The sequence below is a fragment of the Mesorhizobium sp. B2-3-12 genome, from assembly GCF_006442205.1.
Classification (GTDB): Bacteria; Pseudomonadota; Alphaproteobacteria; order Rhizobiales; family Rhizobiaceae; genus Mesorhizobium.
Map to the genome: position 1 here is coordinate 97,011 of NZ_VFVR01000011.1, position 20,658 is coordinate 117,668.

The window sequence follows — 20,658 nt, forward strand, 5'->3', positions numbered from 1 at the left end:
GGATATTGGTAACGGTCGAAAGCGCCGAAATTATTGCGCCTCGCGCGGCGTCGCGGCCGGCGTTCTTGCCGGCAGCATTTTCAAGGCCTCCCGCAAGGCTTCGCGGCCGGCCGGGAAGGCCATGGCGATGACGATCGTGATCGCGTAGGCCAGGACGGCGCCGCTGGCCAGGGCGACGACATGCTGCTGCGGCAGCATCGGCTTGACCAGCCAGACCGCGCCCAGCGCCAGATGTGCGCCAAGCACGAACGGCGTTGCCGCGTGCAGCACATGGCTGGCTTGCAGCGGTCCGCTCCTGCCGACATAGAGCCACAGGAAGGGCGTGCGCAGATACTCGCTGACCGCATAGGCGACCGCCACGCCGAGCGCGCCGTAAGGCAGGCCGAGCGCGAAGGCGAGCACCGACGTCACCGCCGTGACGATGCCCCAGCGCATGAAGTCGCCGGAGCGGCCCTGGCTGACGAAAAGCCATCCGGCGGGATTGTTGAGCGGCTGCAGCAGGCCGGCAAAGCCGAGCGCCAGGAAGATCGAGGCGCTGGCGCGCCATTGCTCGCCGAGCACGAAGGGAATGAGCACGTCGGACATGGCGGTGGCGAAGGCGACGCCGGGCAACGCCACCAAAAGGATCAGCGGCATGACGCGCAGATAGGCGCTGCGATAGCGGTCCGGCTCGTCCTTCAGCCGCGACAGCGCCGGCACCATCACCTTCGACAGCGGATTGGTGATCTGGCTGAGCGGGAACAGGAGCAGCTTGTAGGCGCGGTCGTAGAGGCCGAGCTGAGCTTCACCCCAATATTTGCCGATCAGCACATTGTCGAGGTTGCGGGCGAAGAAATTGGCGAAATTGAAGCCCGTGATGCCGGCACCGAAATTGATCAGCTCGCTGATGCCGGCGACCTTGCGCGGCATGCCCGGGCGCCAGCGCGAGCTTGCCCAGTAGCAAAGCGTCGGCAGCACCGCGCCGGTCAGCGTGCCGGCAAACAGCGCCCAGTAGGAGCGGTCGATGAAGGTCCAGGCGATCGATACCGCCAGCCCCGCGACGGCGCCGGCGACGTCGATGATCGCCAGGCGGCCGAACTGCATGCGGCGCGTCAGCAGCGCCAGGTGCTGGGCGCCCAGGCCGTAAGCCAGGATCTGCAGCCCCAATGCCGCCACCAGGCCCGTGACGCGCGGCTCGCCGTAGAAGGCGGCGACCAGCGGGGCGGCGCCGGCGAGCACGCAGGCCAGCACCGCGCTGACGGCGACGTTGATCCAGAAGAGGTAGTTCACCTCCTCATGCCGGATGCCTGACTTCTGGATCGTCGCCTGGGTCAGGCCGAAATCCTGGAACAGGGCGATGAAGGCGAGCACCGGCGCGCACATGGCCACGACGCCGAAATCCTGCGGCGACAAGAGCCGCGACAAAACGATGACCGATATGATCTGGGTCGCGACCCGCACCGATTGCGACAGAGCGGTCACGACGGCGCCGCGGCCGACCGATTTGCGCAGGGAGCCTTCTGGCGGATCGAATGGATTGGCTTCCAAATTCAGGATTCCTGATCTTTGCGCGGATTCCGGAGCCCGAAATCCACAACCGCCGCCGACCACAAACTACGGCAATAATTTTGCAGTGCAACAGAAAACGTCGATCGTCGCGCCAAAAATGTTGCGATGCAGCAAGAGCTGTACTAGGCTTCCCCTGGGTGGGTCAAACAGCGGTCGAGTTTTCATGCTGCATGTCTTGTACCTGGTGCACGATGTTTCCGATCCGGCGGTTCGCCGGCGGATCACGATGCTCCGGACAGGTGGCGCGCGGGTCACCCTGGCGGGCTTTCGCCGCACCGCCACCCCGATCGCCGATATCGAAGGATTGCGGCCGATAGACCTTGGCGCGACGCGCGATGGCCGATTCGCCCAGCGCCTGGCGGCCGTTGCGAAAGCGGCGGTTTCGATAGGTTCGAAGCTGGGCGGCATGCCGAAGCCCGATCTAATCATAGCACGCAATCTGGAAATGCTGGCGCTGGCCCGCCGCGCCCGGTCGGCCTTCGGCGCTACGGTGCCGATCGTCTATGAATGTCTCGACATTCACCGCTTGGTGCTTCGCGACGATGTCCTGGGCAAGGCGCTGCGCGCCAGCGAGCGCCATTTGGCGCGGGACGTGAAGCTGCTGGTGACCAGTTCGCCCGCCTTCATCGCCAATTATTTCAAACCCTTCCGCCAGGTCGCGGCACCGGTCGAACTGGTCGAGAACAAATATTTCGAGGCGGCGGCCATCCTGCCTGGCGAGCATGAGGCGATGGAAGCACCTGTCGCCCCGCCATGGCGGATCGGCTGGTTCGGGGCGTTGCGTTGCCGCCGCTCGCTCGAACTGTTGGCCGGTTTCACGCGCCGCATGGAGGGCCGGTTCGAGATCGTGCTGCGCGGCCGCCCCGCATTGTCCGAATTCCCGGATTTCCATAGCTTCGTCGATGCCGAACCGTATCTGTCGTTTCGCGGGCCCTACCGCAACCCGGAGGACATGGCGGCGATCTACCAGGACGTCCATTTTTCCTGGGCGATCGATTTCTTCGAGGAGGGGCAGAACTCCGAATGGCTGCTGCCCAACCGCCTCTATGAAGGCTGCCGCTTCGGCGCGGTGCCGATCTCGATGGACAACACCGAGACCGGACGGTTCCTGCGGCAGCGCGATATCGGCGTTCTGTTGCCGCAGGCCACGCCCGAGGCGCTCGAAACCGCGCTTGGCAGCATGGAACAGCACCGCTTCGCCAGGCTGAAGGCGCGCGTGCTGGCCCACAATCCGAGGATGTGGAGCTACGATCGCGGGGACTGCAGCGCCCTGGTCGAAAAACTGCGCCGCCTGACCACCGTGCGCGAGCCGCTCGCGACCGAGGCCCTGGCATAGGATGAACATCGCCCGATGACGCAAGCGCATGCCTCCAGCCTGATCGTGATCCCCTGTCTCAACGAGGCAACCCATATCGGTGCGCTGCTCGACCAGCTCTGCCCGGCGGCGGCACGGCTTGGCGCGCGGATCGTCGTTGCCGATGGCGGCAGCACCGACGGCACGCTGGCCATTGTCGGTGAGCGTCAGAACAACGATCCGCGCATCATCCTGCTTCACAATGAAAAGCGCATCCAGAGCGCGGCGATCAACCTGGCGGTGGCCAGATTTGGCGAGGGCGCCCACTATCTGATCCGTATCGATGCCCATGGCGGCTATCCCGACGACTATTGCGACCGGCTGGTAGAGGAGGCGCAGGCCACCGGCGCCGATTCGGTCGTGGTGTCGATGCTGACCAGCGGCAGCGGCACCGTGCAGAAAGCGGCGGCGGCGGCGCAGAACTCCAAGCTCGGCACCGGCGGCTCCAAGCATCGCCACCTCTCCGCCGGGGAGTGGGTCGACCACGGCCATCACGCGCTGATGCGGATCTCGGCCTTCCGGGCCGTCGGCGGCTATGACGAGACGTTCAGCCACAACGAGGATGCCGAACTCGACTATCGGCTGAGGCAGGCCGGCTACAGGATCTGGATGAGCGGCAGGACGCAGATGGTCTATTACCCGCGCACTTCGCTGCGCGGCCTCTATTTCCAGTATCTCGGCTATGGCCGCGGCCGGGCCAAAAATGTGCTGAAACACCGTGTGATCCCGAAGGTTCGGCAAATGGTGCCGCTGGCCGTCTTCCCCTTGGTTCTTCTGGCGGCTTTCTCCTTCGTGCACTGGATCGCGGCGCTGCCGCTGCTGCTGTGGGCGGCGGTGTGCCTGGGCTACGGCGTGGTAACGGCCATCAGCCAGCGCAATGCCGACATCGCGCTTGCGGGCGTTTCGGCGATGATCATGCATTTCGGCTGGTCCGTCGGCTTCTGGCTGCAGCTTCTCGGCCTTAACGCGCGGCGGAGGGCGGCGTGATGGCGGTTCAGGCCGGGAATCGCGGCATCGACATCGGCGTGTGCACGTTCCGGCGGCCGGAACTCGCCGACACGCTGCGTTCGCTCGCCGCCATGGAGATGCCCCGAGGTTTCGATATCAGTGTCATTGTCGCCGACAATGACGACACGCCAAGCGCGCAGGCATTGGTGATGGCGCTGTCGCAAGAATTGAAGCTGCCGCTCCGGTACCGGCATTGTCCGGCGCGCAACATCTCGATCGCCCGCAACGCTTGCCTCGATGCAAGCGAGGCGGAATTCCTGGCCTTCATCGATGACGACGAGACCGCCACCGCCCGATGGCTCGCCGAACTGGTGGCGACAGCCGAAGAAAGCGGCGCCGCCGCGGTTCTCGGCCCGGTGCGTGCGCTCTATCGCCCGGATGCGCCGGACTGGATGCGCCGTGGTGATTTCCATTCGACCTTGCCGGTCCGCGTGGGTGGCGAAATCCGCACCGGCTACACCTGCAACGTCCTCTTGCGCATGGGATCGGACAGTCTGCGCGACCGCCGCTTCAGCCTGGCGCGCGGCCAGACCGGCGGCGAGGACACCGAATTCTTCGACCAGATGCACAAGGCAGGCGGCCGGATCGCCTTTGCGCCGGAGGCATGGGTGGACGAGGCTGTACCACGGGCCAGGGCCGCGTTCGACTGGCTCAGCCGCCGTCGCTTCCGGGTCGGCCAGACGCATGGCCGTCTGCTCGGCCAGAACACCGGTGGCCTCGGTTTGGTGAAGCAGCTAGGCCTTGCCTCGGCCAAGGCGCTCTACTGCTTTGCCGCCGCCCTTCCTGTTCTTGTCAGCCCCGTGCGCAGGAACCGCTCCGTACTGCGCGGCATCATGCATGTCGGCGTCGTCAGCGGCCTTGTCGGCATCCGCGAACTGCGCCTCTACGGCCAGCCTTCACCAGGGGAAGGAGGCAAGCGTGCGGCCTGAACCCTCCTTCGTTCCCGATGTTTCTTTCGTGATTGCCGCCTACAACGCCGAGGCGACCCTTGATCGGGCGATCGCCAGCGCCATCGCCCAGAAAGATGTCAGCGTCGAGGTCATCGTCGTCGACGACAAGTCGCGCGACGCCACGCTCGACGTGGCGCGGGCCTATCCCGAGCATATCGTGCGTGTCGTGGCCCTGGAAAAAAACAGGGGTCCCGGCGGCGCCAGGAATGCCGGGGTCGACGCCGCACTTGGCAGATGGATCGCGGTTCTCGATTCCGACGACGCCGTCTTTCCCGGCCGCATCGCCGCCATGATCGATCGCGCCGAGCGGGCGGATGCCCAGATCGCCGTCGACAATCTCCAGGTCGTCCGTGAGGACGGTGTGGTCGAGGACGCGATGTTCCCGCGCCAATATCTGGAAGACCTGCGCGAGATCTCGCTGGCCACCTACATCGCCGGCAACGTCGTCTTCGAATCGAAGTTCAATCTCGGCTACCTCAAGCCGATCTTCCTGCGCCGTTTCCTCGATGAAAACCGGCTGCGCTACGACGAGAAACTGAGGATCGGCGAGGACTACATCTTGTTTGCCGAAGCCCTGGCCATGGGCGGCAGATGCGTGGTCGAGCCTGATGTCGGCTATGCCTATCATATCCGCAGCGGTTCCATCTCGCGCGTGCTCGAGCCTCATCATGTCGAGGCGATGCGCAAGGCGGATGCCGAATTCGCTCAAACCCATCGGATGGACGAGGCCGCCCAGGCAGCCTTCGCCCGGCGCGGCCGCAGCCTGCGCAAGGCGGCGTCGTTCCTGGCGATGGTCCAGCACATCAAGGCGCGGTCCCCGCTCAAGGCGATCCGGACGGCGCTCAGCGACCCGGCGGCGGTTAGGCATATGGGCATGCCGATCGCCGTGCGGCTGCGAAGAGTAGCGGCACAGTTTGCCGTGGGGGTGGGGAGGTGAAGATGCAGGCACATGGAGGGATTTTTCGTGGCTTGTGAATGGACTGTAGTCGATCTCCTCAGAAGGAATTTGCGATGAAGAAAATCAGGAAGGCCGTGATACCGGTGGCGGGGCTTGGAACACGGTTCCTGCCGGCGACCAAGTCGATGCCGAAGGAAATGCTTCCCGTCGTCGACAGGCCCGTCGTCCAATATGCGGTGGACGAGGCCTTCGAGGCCGGCATCGAGCACATCGTCTTCGTCACCGGCCGCAACAAGGCGGTCATTGAGGACTATTTCGACCTGCATCCGGAATTGATCGGAACCCTTGAGCAAACCGGCAAGAAAACCCAGTTGGAGGCGCTCGAAAGCATGCTGCCGGTGGCCGGCGCCACCTCCTTCATCCGCCAGCAGTCGCCGCAAGGCCTCGGCCATGCCGTCTGGTGCGCCCGCGAGGTGATCGGCAACGAGCCCTTCGCCCTGCTTTTGCCTGACATGGTCTCCTTCGGCGGACGCGGATGCCTGGCCGAGATCACCGACCTCTATGCGCAGACCGGCGGCAACGTCATCGCCGTCGAGCGCTGCGAGCCGAGCGAGACCAATAAATATGGCATCGTCGGCCGTGGCGCCGACATTGGCGGCGGCTTCGAGGTGACGGCCATGGTCGAAAAGCCGGCACCGGCCAACGCGCCGTCGAACTTCTACATCAACGGCCGCTATATCCTGCAGCCCGAGATATTCCAGCTTCTGGGCAACCAGCAGCGTGGCGCGGGGGGCGAGATCCAACTGACAGACGCCATGGTCCGCCTGTCGAAGGACCAGCCGTTCTTCGCCCAGCCTTTCAAGGGCCGCATGTTCGACTGCGGTTCGAAGGAAGGCTTCATCCAGGCCAACATCGCCTTCGCGCTGGCCCGCGACGACATGAAGGGCCCTGTCTTCGAGATGCTTCAGGAGTTCGTCCAGTCGCATGAACGCCAGGAAGAAGCCGCATAATGCCCATCTTTCGGGAGTATTGCCGGATGGCTGGCGGCGAGGGGCCGACAGGCCCCGCCGTCTGGCACGAAGCTTGCGTTGCCTCGGGGCAATACTCCCGATCTTCGAGGCGCCTGGGAGCCAAGGCATGATCCCGAAACGCGGAATGCGTTTTTAAGAAAAGATCGTGCTCGAACAGTGAGATAGAGCCATACCGACCCACCGGAATGGAACCCACTCTAGAATTGGACCGAAGATGAATTACGCCAACTTTCCTCTCGACAAGAGGATGCCATTGCCGAATTCGGACGCAGGAGACGGCGACGACTTCATCGACGTCGAGCGGCTGCTTGGCATGGCCGCGCGGCAAGCCAAGGTCGTTGGCGTGTGCGCCATCATCGGTCTTTTCCTGGGCATGCTCTATCTGCAGACCACGCCGCCCAAATACGTCTCGATCTCCAGCGTGCTGATCGACGAGGGCCTGAACAAAATCGTCGACGACATCTCGGCGGCGTCCACGACCATGCAGACCGATTCGGCGATCCTGAGCCAGATCGAGATCCTGACCTCGACGCGGCTCGCCGCCGTGGTCGTCGACAAGCTCAAGCTCGACCAGAACGATACGTTCATGAACCCGCCGCAGTCGGCCCTTGCCCAGGGCGTCGGCATGGTCCGCGGCCTGATCCAGTATGTTCGTCCGAGCAGCCCGGTCATGCCGGGTGTCGGCGACGTCTCCAAGCTCGATCCTGCCGCGCGCGATGCGCTGATCGCCGCGTCGCGCCGCGACTATGCCATCCTCAAGCTGCAGAACGAGATCCGGGCCGACCGCGTCGGGCGAAGCTACGTCATCGCGCTTGGCTACCAGGCGACGGATCCGGCGCTGGCGAAGGCCATCACCAAGGCCTATGCCGACGCCTATCTCGCCGACCAGCTCGATGCCAGCTTCGACGCCACCGAGCGCGCGGCGGTCTGGCTCCAGGGCCGGTTGACGGAGTTGCGTGAGAGCTCGCAGCAGGCGTCGCTGGCGGTCGAGAAATTCAGGGCCGAACACGGCCTGTCTGCCAACAGCGACGGACAATTGATGAGCGACAAGCAACTCGCCGACCTGAATGCCCAGCTCATCGTGGCGCAGGCCGATACCGCGCGGGCCAGCGCCCGCTACCAGCAATACAAATCGATCGTCGACAGCGGCTCGGAAAACGCGTTCAAGGATGCCGCCATATCGAGCGACCAGCCAAGCAGCTCGGTCATTGCGGCGCTCAAGACCCGCTACCTTGCGGTTTCCAAACGGCAGCAGGATGTCGAGGCGAATTTCGGCCCCCAGCATCCGCAGGCGGTGGCGCTCGCCAAGGAGAAGGCCGACATATCGGCGCAGATCTTCGGCGAACTGAAGCAGCTGACCGAAAGCTACCGCAACGAGTATGAGGTGGCGCTGGCGCGCGAAACCGCGCTCAGGGCCAATGTCGCCGCCGCGCAGGGCAAGAGCTCCATCGACAACCAGTCACAGGTCCAGCTGCGTGATCTCGATCAGAAGGCGACGGCACTCTCCACGCTCTACCAGACGTTCCTCGGACGTTACGAGGAAGCCGCCCAGCAGCAGTCCTTCCCGGTCGGCAAGATCCGCATCATCTCGGATGCGTCGACGCCGCTCGCCGCCTCGAGCCCGCGCACCATCATCGTGCTCGGTCTTTCGCTGGTGCTCGGCGTGCTGATGGGCGTCGGCTTCGGCGGCCTCAACGAGTTCAACGAGCGGTTCTTCAGGACCGGCGAGGAAGTGCGCGACCGCGTCGGCCTAAAATTCCTCGGCTACCTGCCGACCATCGGCAGCAAACCGACCAAGGACGACAAGCCGTCCGAAGGGCCGGCGGATGCCAAGGTCGCCAAAACGCCCGCCGCCATCGAAAGGCGCGCGCGAATGCGCGTCAGCATCGACGCTCCGGCATCGATGTTCTCCGAAACGTTGCGCAGCGCCAAGATCGCCTTCGACGTCGTGATGGAAGGGCAAGGCAGCCGTGTCATCGGTGTGATCTCGGTTCTGCCCGGCGAAGGCAAGTCGACGGTCGCGGCCAATCTCGCCGGGCTGCTCGCCGCCAATGGCGCCAGGACCCTGCTCATTGACGGCGACATGCGCAATCCGGGTCTCAGCCGCAGCCTTGGCATGGAAGCCGAGCAAGGGTTGATGGAAGCGGTGGTGGGCGGCCAGACCTGGCAGTCCGTCGGCAAGATCGACAGGCAGACCAAGCTCGCCATCATTCCGGCCGTGTCGCGCGGACATTTCTCGCATACCAGCGAGCTTCTCTCCTCGGCCGGCATGCGCCGCTTCATCGAGAACGCCAAGGAGACGTTCGAATACATCGTCGTCGACCTGCCGCCGCTCGGGCCGGTGGTCGACGCCAAGGCCTTCGCGCCGCTCGTCGACGGCTTCGTGCTCGTCACCGAATGGGGCCGCACGCCGCGCGCCATGGTGCGCTCGATGCTGGAATCCGAACCCTATGTCGCCAACAAGATCGTCGGCGCGGTGCTGAACAAGGTCGATCTGAAGAAGCTCGCCAAATACGGATCGTTCGGCGCGTCGGAAAAATTCTTCGACAAGTACTCGAGCTACTATCTCGACAAGTCGGAAGTGCGGGCGAAGACAGGGGCCTGATATCGGACGCTATATCAGGCCAGCCGCGTTTGATCGCGGCTGGAAATTGCGCTGCCTACGCAGTCCTGAGCCGATAACGGAACACCGTATGGTCGAGCAGCCGCCGGATACGTGGCTCGGCCTCGGTCGCCACCAGCCAGCTGGCCGCGATCATGGTCGCGGCGACCATTGCCATCGACAGGAGATACGGCAGCCCGGCGCGCACCATGGCGCCGAGCATCGCCGCGCCGATGACGTCGTGGATCAGATAGAGCGGATAGGTCATCAGGCCGATCCGGCGCCAGCCGCTCCAGCTGAGATCGAGTTTGAGCGACCACGCCATCAGCGCGATGGCCACGAGGAAGATCAGGATAGGCGGCGCGTAGGGCATCACGGCTCCGACCTTGATGCCGTGGACGTCGACGGAGCTGGCGATCTGCAGCACGCCGCCGCCGAGAAACAGCAGGCAGAAGCAAAGGCGAGGAGCGGTCACCGCCTTGAACCGCATCAGCCACATGAGCACGCCGACGGCGAAGAATGCGCCGTGATGCACCAGGATGAGTTGCAGCCAGCGCGTCTCGGCGAAATCGGACCAGCCGAGCGGATAATAGAGGCACCAGAACAGCGTGCTGACGAGGCCGATGACGATGGCGACCGTCTCCATCAGATGGAAGCGGCCAAGCCGCAGAAGAATCCAGACGACGGCGTAAAAGGCTATCTCGATGCCGAGCGTCCAGTAGACACTGTCCACCCACGGACCGTAGGGCGCGAACAGCGCCGTTCGGGCGAGCCTGACCACCGCATCGGTCGGCCAGCTCAGGCCGATCAGCAGCAACAGCGCCGCGGTGATCGGCGCGCAGATCCAGACCGCCGGCGCCAGCCTTTTGACCCTTGCCTCGAAGAAGCGCAGCGGCGTCGAATTCTCGGCGCTGAAGGCAATGACGAAACCGCTGATGACGAAGAAGATCTCGACGCCGACCCAGCCGGAGCCGACCCAGGCGCCGATACCGGGCTGCGCCGGAACGCCGCCCGTGGCCTGCGCCGAGATGCCGTCGGGATAGGCCCACACCCAGAAGCCGTAGTGGTAGATCATGACCAGCACGGCGGCGAGAAACCGCAGGATGTCGATGCCACCGAACGTCGTCTTTTGCTGAGCCATGCGATCCCGTCGAATGGCCCCCCAACGGGAACTGTAAGGCGGAATGCTGCATTGCACAATCAGCGATTGTGCCCTGTGGCCATCACAAAGTTCGCCGCGCCGCAACATCCGGGACGGCATGCGTCGCCGGTCGAATCAAACCCCGATCCCGCGCGCTTTCATGGCGGCGGTGATCTCGTCGATGATGGCCGGGTCGTCGATGGTCGCCGGCATCGTCCAGTCTTCCCTGTCGGCGATCTTCTGCATGGTGCCGCGCAGGATCTTGCCGGACCGTGTCTTCGGAAGCCGTTTGATCGTCACCACGGTCTTGAAGGCGGCGACCGGACCGATACGTTCCCGCACCAGCGCGACGACCTCCTGCTCGATGGCGCCGCCATCGCGCGCGACACCGGCGTTCAGCACCACGAAGCCGAGCGGAATCTGGCCCTTCATCGCATCGGCGATGCCCACGACGGCGCATTCGGCGACATCGGGATGGGCGGCCAGCACCTCTTCCATGGCGCCGGTCGACAGCCGATGCCCGGCGACGTTGATGATGTCGTCGGTGCGGGCCATGACGTAGAGATAGCCGTCCTCGTCGATCATGCCGGCATCGGCCGTCTTGTAGAAGCCGGGGAACTCGTCGAGGTAGGCTTGGCGGAAGCGGTCGTCGGCATTCCATAGCGTTGGCAGGCAGCCGGCCGGCAGCGGCAGCTTGACCACGACATTGCCCAGCGTGCCGCGCGGCACCTCGTGGCCGGCATCGTCGAGCACGCGGATGTCGTAGCCCGGCATAGGCACCCCGGGCGAGCCGTATTTCACCGGCAGCAGGCCGAGCCCGGCGGGGTTGATCGTCATCGGCGAGCCGGTTTCGGTCTGCCACCAGTGGTCGACCACCGGTACGTCGAGCTTCTGCTCCGCCCATTTGATGGTTTCGGGATCGGCGCGCTCGCCGGCGAGGAACAGCGTGCGGAATTTCGACAAATCGTATTTCGGCACGAATTCGCCCTTGGGGTCCTGCCCCTTGATGGCGCGGAAGGCGGTGGGCGCGGTGAACAACGCGACCACGCCATGCTCCGCGATCACCCGCCAGTAGGTTCCGGCGTCGGGCGTGCCGATCGGCTTGCCTTCGAAGAGCACGCTGGTGCAGCCATGCAGCAGCGGGCCGTAGACAATGTAGGAATGGCCGACCACCCAGCCGACATCGGACGCCGCCCAGAAGACTTCGCCCGGCTTGACGCCGAACTCGTTGTCCATCGTCCATTTCAGCGCGACCATGTGGCCGCCATTGTCGCGCACGATTCCCTTGGGCTGGCCGGTCGTGCCCGAGGTGTAGATGATGTAGAGCGGGTCGGTGGCCAGCACCGGCACGCAGTCGACATTGGCGCCGGCCGCCCGTTCGCGGGCGACGGCGTCGGCATAGTCGATGTCGAAATGGTCCTTCAAATCGCAGCGCAGCTGGTCGCGCTGCAGGATGAGGCAGGCCTCCGGTTTATGGCGGGACATCTCGATCGCTCTGTCGAGCAACGGCTTGTAAGCAACGATCCGCCCTGGTTCCAGGCCGCACGAGGCGGAGATGATCAGCTTGGGCCTGGCGTCGTCGATGCGGGTGGCAAGCTCATGCGAGGCAAAGCCGCCGAACACGACCGAATGCACGGCGCCGATGCGGGCGCAGGCAAGCATGGCGATGGCCGCTTCCGCCACCATCGGCATGTAGATGATGACGCGGTCGCCCTTGGCGATGCCACGGTTCTTCAGCACCGAGGTCAGCGCCACCACTTCGCGTTTCAGCTCGGCATAGGTGAATTTTTTCACGGTGCCGGTAATGGCGCTGTCATGGATCAGGGCGATCTGGTCGGCCCGCCCGCCGGCGACATGCCGGTCGAGGGCGTTGTAGCAGGTGTTGCAGGTCGCGCCGGTGAACCAGCGGCCATAGACGCCGGCGGCGGCATCGAACACTTTGTCCCAGGGCGAATACCAGTCGATGGCCTCGGCAGCGTCGGCCCAGAACTTCTCCGGGTCGCGTTTCCAGCCGTCATAGACCTCATGATAGCGTGAAGCCATCCATATCCTCCCCAGGAACCACCTGCCGTCCTCGCCATAGCCTATGTTGTTTCCTCCTGACATGTCTCCCTGCATTTTCGTCTCAGTCAGCGTCTTGTCGCGGAAATGGCTTTCGCCGACCCATGACGGGGCATCTCGACCATCTGTTTCGATCAGGTCCCGGTGGGCCGGCACAGCCGATTGTTCGGCAAGCTTCAAAGACACCGGCAAGGCGTCCAAGCGCTTCAAGGTGACCAAGCGCTTCAAGGCAGGGCAGTTAAGGCTCTTGGCTTCCACCTGATGCTGCAGGGACAGGACTGCAAGCCTGCCGGAAAGCCGGCGTGCTGGTGCGGCGCTTCAGCCAGGGCTTTGAAGGGGCGCGATCGCCGTGTCATCGCGGACAATCACGGTGAGCGACCTGCCGATAGCCGACTAACGAACGGGATTCATTGGCCAAAAATCGATCGCGCTAGATCGGCAAGGCAACAAGCATGAGGCCGACGCCGCCGAAGATCAAAATGGCCGTAGCCAGAGCCTTTCGGTGACGTTCGAAAGTCGTCGGTGCCCGCTCCCAATTGTAACGCATACGCTATCTCCCCAAGACCCGGGGGGTTCTTACCTCACCTTAGGGAAGAAAAGCAACGGTCCTGTCCGTCGACGCGCTTGCCTGGAGCGTCGTTCCGACGACTATTTTCTGGGATGATTTCGGCAGTGGACGGATTTCGCGGAGTTACAAGAGGCTGTCGCGGACATGACCTTGCACTGGCCATCCCCGGCCGCCGATAGACAGCGCCCCGCCGCCGCGCTATCTCATTTCGGGGTTTGCATGGCTTTTTGGGGTTCGTGATGGAAATTGCCTCTGGGACGGTTCTGCGGCTGGCGGACGATGCCTCGGTCCAGCACGTCGGCGACGGCGCGGTCGTGCTTTTGGCGCGCAGCGGCCAGCTCTATACCTGCAACGGCACGACCGAAGCCTTTCTCGACAAGGTGGATGGCGCGCGCAGCCTTAGCCAGATCGTCGGCCTGCTTTGCGAGGAGTTCGAGATCGACAAGGGCACGCTTGACGAGGACATGGCTGCGCTGGCCACCGAACTGGTCTCGGAAGGCATCCTGGCCGCGCCAGGGCTTGATGGCTGATGGTGCGTGTTGATGGCGGATAGTTCTCTCCTGCGCGCCTTGTTTCGCTGCCATCTCTGGGCAAGCGCGCGGCTGATGCCGGTCCTCATTGCCAACCGCAGCTTCGAGGAGGTGCTGAAATGGGCGCCGCTCGCCTCACCGACGCCCTATCGCGGCTTGCCAGCCGCCTACATTGTCGCTCGCGTCCACCGCACTGTCCGCCATCCCTGGCTGATGCGTGACCGCAGATGCCTGCGCGAAGGGCTGCTCGGCCACCGTTTCCTGCGCCTCGCCGGCTTCGACCCGGAGTTGCGCTTCGGCGTCGATCCGAAGTCGCTGCAGGCGTCGCGGCTGTCGGCGCATTGCTGGGTTTGCCTCGACGGCAGACCGGTGGTCAGCGACAGCCTTCCCGGCATGGTCGAGATTTATCGCCACCATGACCGTGACACCAAGGTACGCGCCGCTTGACCAGAGCTTGCGCGTTCTACGATCTCAATGGCCAAGTGCTCGGCATATCGGCCGAACGCGCCGAACTGTGGCTGGACTTCGACAGGATGCTCGCCAGCCTGCGCATCGAAGGTTCGCCCGAAGCGGATTTTCATCTCGACATCGCCGAAACCCAAGCGCTGGACGAGATGCCAGCCGGATCGCTGGTCTTCGAGGGTGAAATACCGGACGACGGCTATTGCCGGATGATCGCCGACGGCGCCAGCGTCCATCTCGTCTTGCCGGGACGCCAGACCGTCGAGATCAACGAGAAGGGGTGGGCGAGGCTTCGCATCGTACCCGACAGCAAGTCTGCCTGGACGCCGTCGATGCTGATGCTGGACGCCGCTCTCGACGCCGGCGGCCAGCACATGCTGCACACGGCGGGCCTGACCTTGCCGGGCCGCGACGCCGTCGTGCTGGTCCATGCCCCGAGCGGCACCGGCAAGACCACGACCTCGCTGGCCCTGGCAACGCAAGGTTTCGGCCTGTGCTCCGACGACGCCATGATCCTGGATGTCGCTGGCATCGCGCCCGTTGCCTGGGGTTTGCCGCGCCACGTCAAGATCCATGAGAAGACCGCGCGGATGATCCCGCAGGTGGCGCCATGTCTCGGGCCGTCCTGGGACCGCAATGGCGAACAGGCGGTTTCGCTGGAAAAGCTGGGCGGGATCGTGAAAATCGAAACCCCGACCGCCCGTCCGGTGGCCGCGCTCCTGCATCTCGCGCGATCCGCCGACGAAGAGACCCGGCTCGTGCCGATGGCCAAGACCGACGCGACGGTGGCGCTGGCGATGGACAATGTCCGAACCGGCGCGACCGGCCTGCTGCCGCTGCAGAAACGCCGGCTGGCGACGATCGGGAAGCTGGTCTCGTCGGTGCCGACCTTTACGCTGGAAGTGGGCGCGCGCCCGGCCGATGCGGCGGCGCTGATCAGTGCTGCATTGACATCACAGGATTGACGGTCCCTTCAAGCGGCGTATGGCCTGGCCTTGGCCAGCCGCTGGATCCAGCGAAAGGCATCGCGGCGCAGGCGCGAGCCGATCTTCTCCCTGGAATTGACCCTGAGCAGCGTGTTCGTCGTGATCAGCTTCTTGGCCAGCCGTATCGACAGGTCGGGCTTGATCCGTCCAGCGAGTTCGAGCGCGTGAGGTTCGTCGAACAGCCGGCCGGTCACGTTGAGCACGATCGCCAGTTCGAGTTCGATGCCGGTCATACGGGCAGCGTCGAGCAGGCGTTCCTCCGCTTTCGGCGACTGTAGCGCCCGCACGCCTTGCAGCACGTCGACGCAAAGCTGCAGCCGGTGGAATTTATGTCCCCCCGCCGCATGCACGATGGCGATCGTCAAAAGCGCCGCCGGCGCGTCCGTCGCGTCGCCGTCAATGATGCCCAGTTCGCGAAACCCCAGCGACAGGCGCCGCCGCATGCCGGTGTCGTGCACGAGGTCGCCATGCAGTTCGATCATCAGGCTGGAATTCTCCTTTTCCAGCCATTTGAATTCCTGCAGCTGGTAGGATTCGGCCTCGTTGCTGCCAAGCTCGAAGCCTGACGCCGCGATCACCTGGTTCGCCGGCGCGAGGTTGGCCGGCTCGACGAGGATGTCGATGTCGGTGAACGGACGGTCCGAGACGTTGCGGTAGAGTTTTCGCGCGAAGACCGGGCCCTTGACGATCCGCGCCGGAATGCCTTCCGCCGCCATGCCCTTCATGATGCGGTCGCCATGATACTGCAGCAGCATCGATTGGCCGGTGGCGATCGTCGCCTTCTGGCGCAGGTCTTCGAGTTTGTCCTGCAAGCCGGCGTCCGGCGGCAGGTGCGCGTCGCCGCGCTCCCTGAGCTTGCGCAGCATGATCGGCAGGATGCCGTGGAATTCGGCATTGTCGAGCAGCGCCGACAGTGCCTTCGCAGACAAATTGTCCTCGACCGCCGCAGCCTCCGGATCGGCGTAGCGCAGCAGAAGTCTTTCTTCGGCGGAGGTGAGGGAGGGCAGCATCAATCCGGGCAAATCCATCGCTAAGTGGATGCCCAGAATGGTTGCAGAAAAGGGCGACTGAAGCCAGCCTTACATGCCCCAGCGTAGCGCCGCCGTGTGGACAGGCGCATCCCACCAGCCCGTCAATTCCTCGTCGAGCAGGGTCAGTGTGATCGAGCAGCCGGCCATGTCGAGCGAGGTGACATAGGGACCGACCAGCGAGCGGGCAATCGTCACGCCATGCTGCTCGAAAATCCGGCGGGCGCTGTTGTACATCAGATAGAGCTCCATCAGCGGCGTGCCGCCGAAGCCGTTGACGAACAGCAGCGCGGGCCCTTTCGCCCTGTCGCCGAGATCGCCCAGGATGGCGGCGCAGATTTCCTGCGCGATCGCATCGGCGCTTTTCAGCCTGTCGCGGCGGCGGCCGGGCTCGCCATGGATGCCGACGCCGAATTCCATCTCGCCATCGCCGATGTCGAAGGTCGGCTTGCCGGCCGCCGGCACGGTGCCGCTGGTCAGCGCCACGCCCATCGAGCGGGTCGCGGCATTGACGCGGTCGCCCAGCGCCTTGAGCGGCTTCAGCGCCATGCCATGTTCAGCCGCCGCGCCGACGATCTTTTCCACCACCAGCGTGCCGGCGACGCCGCGCCGTCCGGTCGTATAGGACGAATTCTCGACGGCGACGTCGTCATTGGTCACCACTTGGAGGACGCCTTCCGACATTTCCGCCGCCATGTCGAAGTTCATCACGTCGCCCTCATAGTTCTTGACGATGAAAAGGCAGCCGGCGCCGGTGTCGACGGCTTGCGCGGCCGCCAGCATCTGGTCCGGCGTCGGCGAGGTGAACACCTGGCCGGGGCAGGCGGCGTCCAGCATGCCATGGCCGACAAAGCCGCCATGCAGCGGCTCGTGGCCGGAGCCGCCGCCGGAGATCAGCGCCACCTTGCCCGGCTTGAGGGCCTTGCGGCGGAGGAATTTGTGCTCCTCGCCAAGAACCAGGATGTCGGCATGGGCGGCCACGAAACCGTCGAGGCTCTCGGTCAGCACCGTGTCCACCGAGTTCATGAATTTCTTCACGGCCGTCTCCTCCCAAAATAGCCTGGCATCAAGGGTCGATCAGCCATTCTTGCCGGTGATGCTGGTGACCTTCTGGATGAATTCGTTGATCGCGCGGTCGAGCGCCGCATTCTGCTTGTCATCGCCGAAATCCGGCACGATCAGCGAAACGTGCCTTGTCTTGCGCGCGCCCGCAGCGACCGAGATCTTTCCGGGATGTGCCTGGTGATAGGCGGCGAGAAACTGGTCGCGCTCGGCTGGGCTGAAATGGCAGACGGAAAAGATGGCGGGCAGATGCTTTGACGGGATCGGGATTGAATAGGCGGGGCTCGAAATCTGAGTGACGAAGCTGCGGTGCTTGCCGAGCGCGTCGGCCAGGCGCTGGCGCATGCCCGACGGGCGCTGGTCGATGACCTGCGACAGGATCGTCTTGTAGGCGCGGATCGCCTCGTCGGAGCTGGGCTCGGGTTTGATGTCGACCATGCCAGCCGCCTAGACCGGAACGTCCGCGATGGCCGCCTTGGCCATGGCGAGTTGCGCCGGCGCCACCGAGAGGTCGCGCAGGCCGGCCTCGAGCAGCAACGGGATCGAGGCAGGATCGCCGCCGGCGTCGCCGCACAGGCTGACGGGAATCCCGTTCTCCCGTCCGAAGGCCGCGACCGAGCCGATCAACCGCAGGACGGCTGGATGGCGCACGGAGTTGAGATGCGCGACCGCTGCATTGTCGCGGGCCGCCGCCATCACATATTGGGTGAGGTCGTTGGAGCCGATCGACAGGAAGGCGACGCCGGCGAACGCCTCCGGCGCGATGGCCACCGAAGGCACCTCGACCATGATGCCAAGCGGCGGCATTTTGTGCGCGACACCGCGCGCGGCGAGCGCCGCCCGTTCCTCGGCGAACAGGGCGGCGGCGCGGTCATACTCTTCTGATGTGGCGATCATCGGAAACATGACTTTGAGATTGCCGTGTGGCGCGGCGCGCAGCAATGCTCGGATTTGGATACGGAATATGTCCAGCCTGGCCAGCGACAGCCTGATGCCGCGCAGGCCGAGGAACGGATTGTCCTCTTCGACAGTGAAGCCCGGGACCGGCTTGTCGCCGCCGGCATCGACGGTGCGGATTGTCACCGGTTTCTCGCCGGCCCACTCCAGCACCTTGCGATAGGCGCGATACTGCGTCTCCTCATCCGGCAGCGTCTTGCCGAACAGGAATTCGGTGCGCATCAGCCCGACACCGTCGCAGGTCGCGATGTCGATGGCGTCGACATCATGGGGGTCGGCGATGTTGACCTGCACGCCGACCGCGGTGCCGCGCTTCGTCGCCGCCGGCCGTGCCAGAAAAGTCCGCGCCTTGCCCTGTCGAGCCGCAAAGGAAGACGACGCCTGCCGGAACGAGCCGATCTCCATGGGCGAGGGCGCCAGAACGATCGTGCCGTGCTCCGCGTCGAGCAGCGCCATGCCGGCACCAGCGGTGAGCGGCTCCCGCAGACCCACGACCATCGGCACCCCACGCGAGCGCGCCAGCATGGCGACATGGCTGGCAGTGCTGCCCGCCTTGAGCGCAATGCCGCCGCCTTGGCTCCAGTCGGTTTCGAGAAAGCGCGTCGGCGCGATGTCCACGCCGTGAAGGATGGCGCCGGCCGGTGGCGTGCTGCCACCGTCCTCGGTCAGGGCACGCAGCACCTGGTCCCTGATATCGCGCAGGTCAGTGGCGCGGGCGCGGAAATAATCCTGGTCCGAGGCCTCGTAGCCGGCGATCTCGGCATCGAGTGCCTGCCGCCAGGCCGCGTCGGCGGGTATTCCGGAAGCGATCGATGCGAAGGCCGGCCCGCTCAGCGCGTCGTCCTCCAGCATCGCGATGTGGAATTCGAGTATGCCGGCGGCATCGCTGTCGGCGGTCTCGACCATGGCCACGAGCCGGTTCACCGCCTTGCCGATCGCGGCCTCCAGCGACGTCTTCTCCTCGGCGGAGCTTGCCTTGCTCGCGTAAATGCCCTCGGGTCGGCCGAGGTCGAACAGAGGCCCTTCGGCATAGCCGGCCGAGGCCGGAACACCCTCAATGCGCATGGCCCGCATTCCCCGCGGGCCGACCAAGTCTTGCGTCGGCCTCAAGCCGAGCGGACATGGCCGGCGTCCTCGTCGAAATCGCGCTGCACCAGTTCGATCAGCGCGCGCACGGCATCGCTGGCGCCATCGCCATTGGCCCTGATGTGCAGCACCGTGCCCTTCGGCGCCTTGGCCGCCATCACCTTGACGATGCTCTTTGCATCGAACCATGGGCCGTTGGCGGCAAGCGCAATCTCCACGTCGGCGGCAAAGCTCTTGGCCAGCTTGGTGAACTTCACCGAAGGACGCGCGTGCAGGCCCACATCGTGGGTGATCAGGACGGTCGCTTCGGCGGCTGCGGACATGTCTTCAAAAATCCCGTTCACTCACGATGGCGACAATTCATGCGCCGTCGCCACCACTTCTTTCAGCGAGGCGCCGCCGGATGCCTCGGTCGCCGCCATCACCGCGCCCTCGACGATCGGCGCGTTGCAGACGATGATCTTCTGCGCGCGCGGCTCGCCGATCATTTCCACCGCCATTTCCGAATTGGTCTCGGCGCCGCCGAGATCGACCAGAATGGCGACGCCGGCATCCGACCAGGCTCTGTCTATGGCGCCCATGATCGCCTCGACATTGGTGCCGAGCCCGCCATGGCCGTTTCCGCCGCACCATGCAAGCGGCACTTCGTCGCCCACCATCTGGCGTACCATGTCGGCCGTGCCTTCCGCGACCAGCGGCGAATGCGACACGATCACGATCCCGACATTGCTCATGCCTTGTCTCCGATGGTTTGCGCCAGCATGCGCACCAGCAGCGCGGTCGAGCGCGCGCCGGCGTCCATATGGCCGATGGAGCGGTCGCCGAGGAACGAGGCTCGCCCGCGCAGCGCCTTCATCGGCACGGTCGCTTCGGCGGCGGCATCGGCGATGTCGGCCATTTCCGCCAAGCTGCTGCCCTTGGCCAACGCATCATGCACCGGCTGCAGCACATCGAGCATGGTTTTTTGGCCGACATGGGATTTGCCGCGCGCGGCCACCGCTTCGATCGCCTTGCCAAAGGCAGAAGTAAGATTGGCGCGATCCGGGTCCGCCGAAATCTCCTTGCCGAGCGCCAGGAACAACGTGCCGAACAGCGGGCCGGAGGCGCCGCCCACCGTCATCACCAGCTTGGTGCCGATCGCCTTCAGGGCGTCGGGCAGCGGTTTGGCCGAAAACGCCTCGGCCTCGGCGCGCACAGCCTCGAAGCCTCGCTTCATATTCAATCCGTGGTCGCCATCGCCGATCGCCTGGTCGAGCACCGTCAATTCCTCGGCGTGTGCGGCAATCGTATCCGCCACGGCCGTGATCAGCCTCGAAAGGTCCAGCGCCGTCATGTCGCCCGAATTCCCGGTTTGCCCCTTGCCGGCAGTAGCGAAAGAACGCTCAT

The 20,658-nt window shown here is 64.8% G+C and carries 19 protein-coding genes; 9 read left to right on the forward strand and 10 right to left on the reverse strand.

Translation table 11 applies throughout. The features are described from left to right. Nucleotides 1-30 precede the first annotated feature (30 nt). Entirely contained in the window at nucleotides 31-1,527 is a 1,497-nt protein-coding gene (locus FJ948_RS25960) for a lipopolysaccharide biosynthesis protein (RefSeq protein WP_140709489.1), read from the reverse strand. Nucleotides 1,528-1,711: 184 nt separating this feature from the next. Between FJ948_RS25960 and FJ948_RS25965 the strand changes: the two genes are divergently transcribed. The 6 genes from FJ948_RS25965 (at nucleotide 1,712) to FJ948_RS25990 (ending at nucleotide 9,394) form a co-directional block, all read left to right on the forward strand. After that, nucleotides 1,712-2,884 carry a glycosyltransferase family 4 protein gene (locus FJ948_RS25965; protein ID WP_140709491.1) on the forward strand — a complete coding sequence of 391 codons (1,173 nt, stop codon included), beginning with the start codon at nucleotides 1,712-1,714 and terminating at the stop codon, nucleotides 2,882-2,884. 15 nt (nucleotides 2,885-2,899) lie between these two features. Then, complete coding sequence (locus tag FJ948_RS25970; RefSeq protein ID WP_140709493.1) at nucleotides 2,900-3,889, forward strand: glycosyltransferase family 2 protein; 990 nt, start codon at nucleotides 2,900-2,902, stop codon at nucleotides 3,887-3,889. Next, nucleotides 3,889-4,839, forward strand: coding sequence for a glycosyltransferase family 2 protein (locus FJ948_RS25975; RefSeq protein WP_140709495.1), 951 nt, complete (start codon nucleotides 3,889-3,891; stop codon nucleotides 4,837-4,839). The genes FJ948_RS25970 and FJ948_RS25975 overlap by 1 nt, the downstream gene beginning before the upstream one ends. Beyond that, nucleotides 4,829-5,797 carry a glycosyltransferase family 2 protein gene (locus FJ948_RS25980; RefSeq protein WP_140709497.1) on the forward strand — a complete coding sequence of 323 codons (969 nt, stop codon included), beginning with the start codon at nucleotides 4,829-4,831 and terminating at the stop codon, nucleotides 5,795-5,797. Before FJ948_RS25975 ends, FJ948_RS25980 begins: the two co-directional genes overlap by 11 nt. A gap of 74 nt (nucleotides 5,798-5,871) precedes the next feature. Further along, on the forward strand, nucleotides 5,872-6,768 hold the full coding sequence (locus FJ948_RS25985) for a UTP--glucose-1-phosphate uridylyltransferase (protein WP_140709499.1): 897 nt from the start codon (nucleotides 5,872-5,874) through the stop codon (nucleotides 6,766-6,768). A 235-nt stretch (nucleotides 6,769-7,003) separates the two neighbouring features. After that, nucleotides 7,004-9,394 (forward strand): polysaccharide biosynthesis tyrosine autokinase, encoded by a 2,391-nt coding sequence (locus FJ948_RS25990; RefSeq protein ID WP_140709501.1) that lies wholly within the window; start codon nucleotides 7,004-7,006, stop codon nucleotides 9,392-9,394. A gap of 55 nt (nucleotides 9,395-9,449) precedes the next feature. Here FJ948_RS25990 and FJ948_RS25995 read toward each other — a convergent pair whose 3' ends face one another. Next, nucleotides 9,450-10,532: an acyltransferase gene (locus FJ948_RS25995; protein WP_140709502.1), complete on the reverse strand. Its 1,083-nt coding sequence runs from the start codon at nucleotides 10,530-10,532 to the stop codon at nucleotides 9,450-9,452. 135 nt (nucleotides 10,533-10,667) lie between these two features. Then, nucleotides 10,668-12,575, reverse strand: a complete 1,908-nt coding sequence (locus tag FJ948_RS26000) for a propionyl-CoA synthetase (protein ID WP_140709504.1) — start codon at nucleotides 12,573-12,575, stop codon at nucleotides 10,668-10,670. Between the two features lie 825 nt (nucleotides 12,576-13,400). Here FJ948_RS26000 and FJ948_RS26005 point away from each other — a divergent pair. Genes FJ948_RS26005 through FJ948_RS26015 form a run of 3 tightly spaced genes read left to right on the forward strand, consistent with a single transcriptional unit; the run spans nucleotide 13,401 to nucleotide 15,118 of the window. Next, complete coding sequence (locus FJ948_RS26005; protein ID WP_140709506.1) at nucleotides 13,401-13,691, forward strand: PqqD family protein; 291 nt, start codon at nucleotides 13,401-13,403, stop codon at nucleotides 13,689-13,691. Between the two features lie 12 nt (nucleotides 13,692-13,703). Continuing rightward, on the forward strand, nucleotides 13,704-14,138 hold the full coding sequence (locus FJ948_RS26010; protein ID WP_140709508.1) for a lasso peptide biosynthesis B2 protein: 435 nt from the start codon (nucleotides 13,704-13,706) through the stop codon (nucleotides 14,136-14,138). Continuing rightward, nucleotides 14,135-15,118, forward strand: coding sequence for a serine kinase (locus FJ948_RS26015; RefSeq protein WP_140709510.1), 984 nt, complete (start codon nucleotides 14,135-14,137; stop codon nucleotides 15,116-15,118). Before FJ948_RS26010 ends, FJ948_RS26015 begins: the two co-directional genes overlap by 4 nt. 8 nt (nucleotides 15,119-15,126) lie before the next feature. On the opposite strand, the gene FJ948_RS26020 is transcribed toward FJ948_RS26015, so the two are convergent. From FJ948_RS26020 to dhaL, 7 genes are all read right to left on the reverse strand, one after another. Next, nucleotides 15,127-16,149 (reverse strand): nucleotidyltransferase family protein, encoded by a 1,023-nt coding sequence (locus FJ948_RS26020; RefSeq protein WP_181173834.1) that lies wholly within the window; start codon nucleotides 16,147-16,149, stop codon nucleotides 15,127-15,129. A 69-nt stretch (nucleotides 16,150-16,218) separates the two neighbouring features. Then, nucleotides 16,219-17,205, reverse strand: a complete 987-nt coding sequence (dhaK, locus tag FJ948_RS26025; protein ID WP_140709514.1) for a dihydroxyacetone kinase subunit DhaK — start codon at nucleotides 17,203-17,205, stop codon at nucleotides 16,219-16,221. A gap of 39 nt (nucleotides 17,206-17,244) precedes the next feature. Further along, nucleotides 17,245-17,667, reverse strand: coding sequence for a hypothetical protein (locus FJ948_RS26030; RefSeq protein WP_140709516.1), 423 nt, complete (start codon nucleotides 17,665-17,667; stop codon nucleotides 17,245-17,247). A 9-nt stretch (nucleotides 17,668-17,676) separates the two neighbouring features. Beyond that, complete coding sequence (ptsP, locus tag FJ948_RS26035; RefSeq protein WP_181173828.1) at nucleotides 17,677-19,251, reverse strand: phosphoenolpyruvate--protein phosphotransferase; 1,575 nt, start codon at nucleotides 19,249-19,251, stop codon at nucleotides 17,677-17,679. Nucleotides 19,252-19,292: 41 nt separating this feature from the next. Then, nucleotides 19,293-19,595: an HPr family phosphocarrier protein gene (locus FJ948_RS26040; RefSeq protein ID WP_140709520.1), complete on the reverse strand. Its 303-nt coding sequence runs from the start codon at nucleotides 19,593-19,595 to the stop codon at nucleotides 19,293-19,295. A 21-nt stretch (nucleotides 19,596-19,616) separates the two neighbouring features. Continuing rightward, nucleotides 19,617-20,006 carry a dihydroxyacetone kinase phosphoryl donor subunit DhaM gene (gene dhaM, locus FJ948_RS26045; protein ID WP_140709522.1) on the reverse strand — a complete coding sequence of 130 codons (390 nt, stop codon included), beginning with the start codon at nucleotides 20,004-20,006 and terminating at the stop codon, nucleotides 19,617-19,619. Then, the gene (dhaL, locus tag FJ948_RS26050) at nucleotides 20,003-20,605 is read right to left on the reverse strand and encodes a dihydroxyacetone kinase subunit DhaL (protein ID WP_140709524.1); all 603 of its coding nucleotides are present in this window, start codon (nucleotides 20,603-20,605) and stop codon (nucleotides 20,003-20,005) included. Before dhaL ends, dhaM begins: the two co-directional genes overlap by 4 nt. Nucleotides 20,606-20,658: the final 53 nt, after the last annotated feature.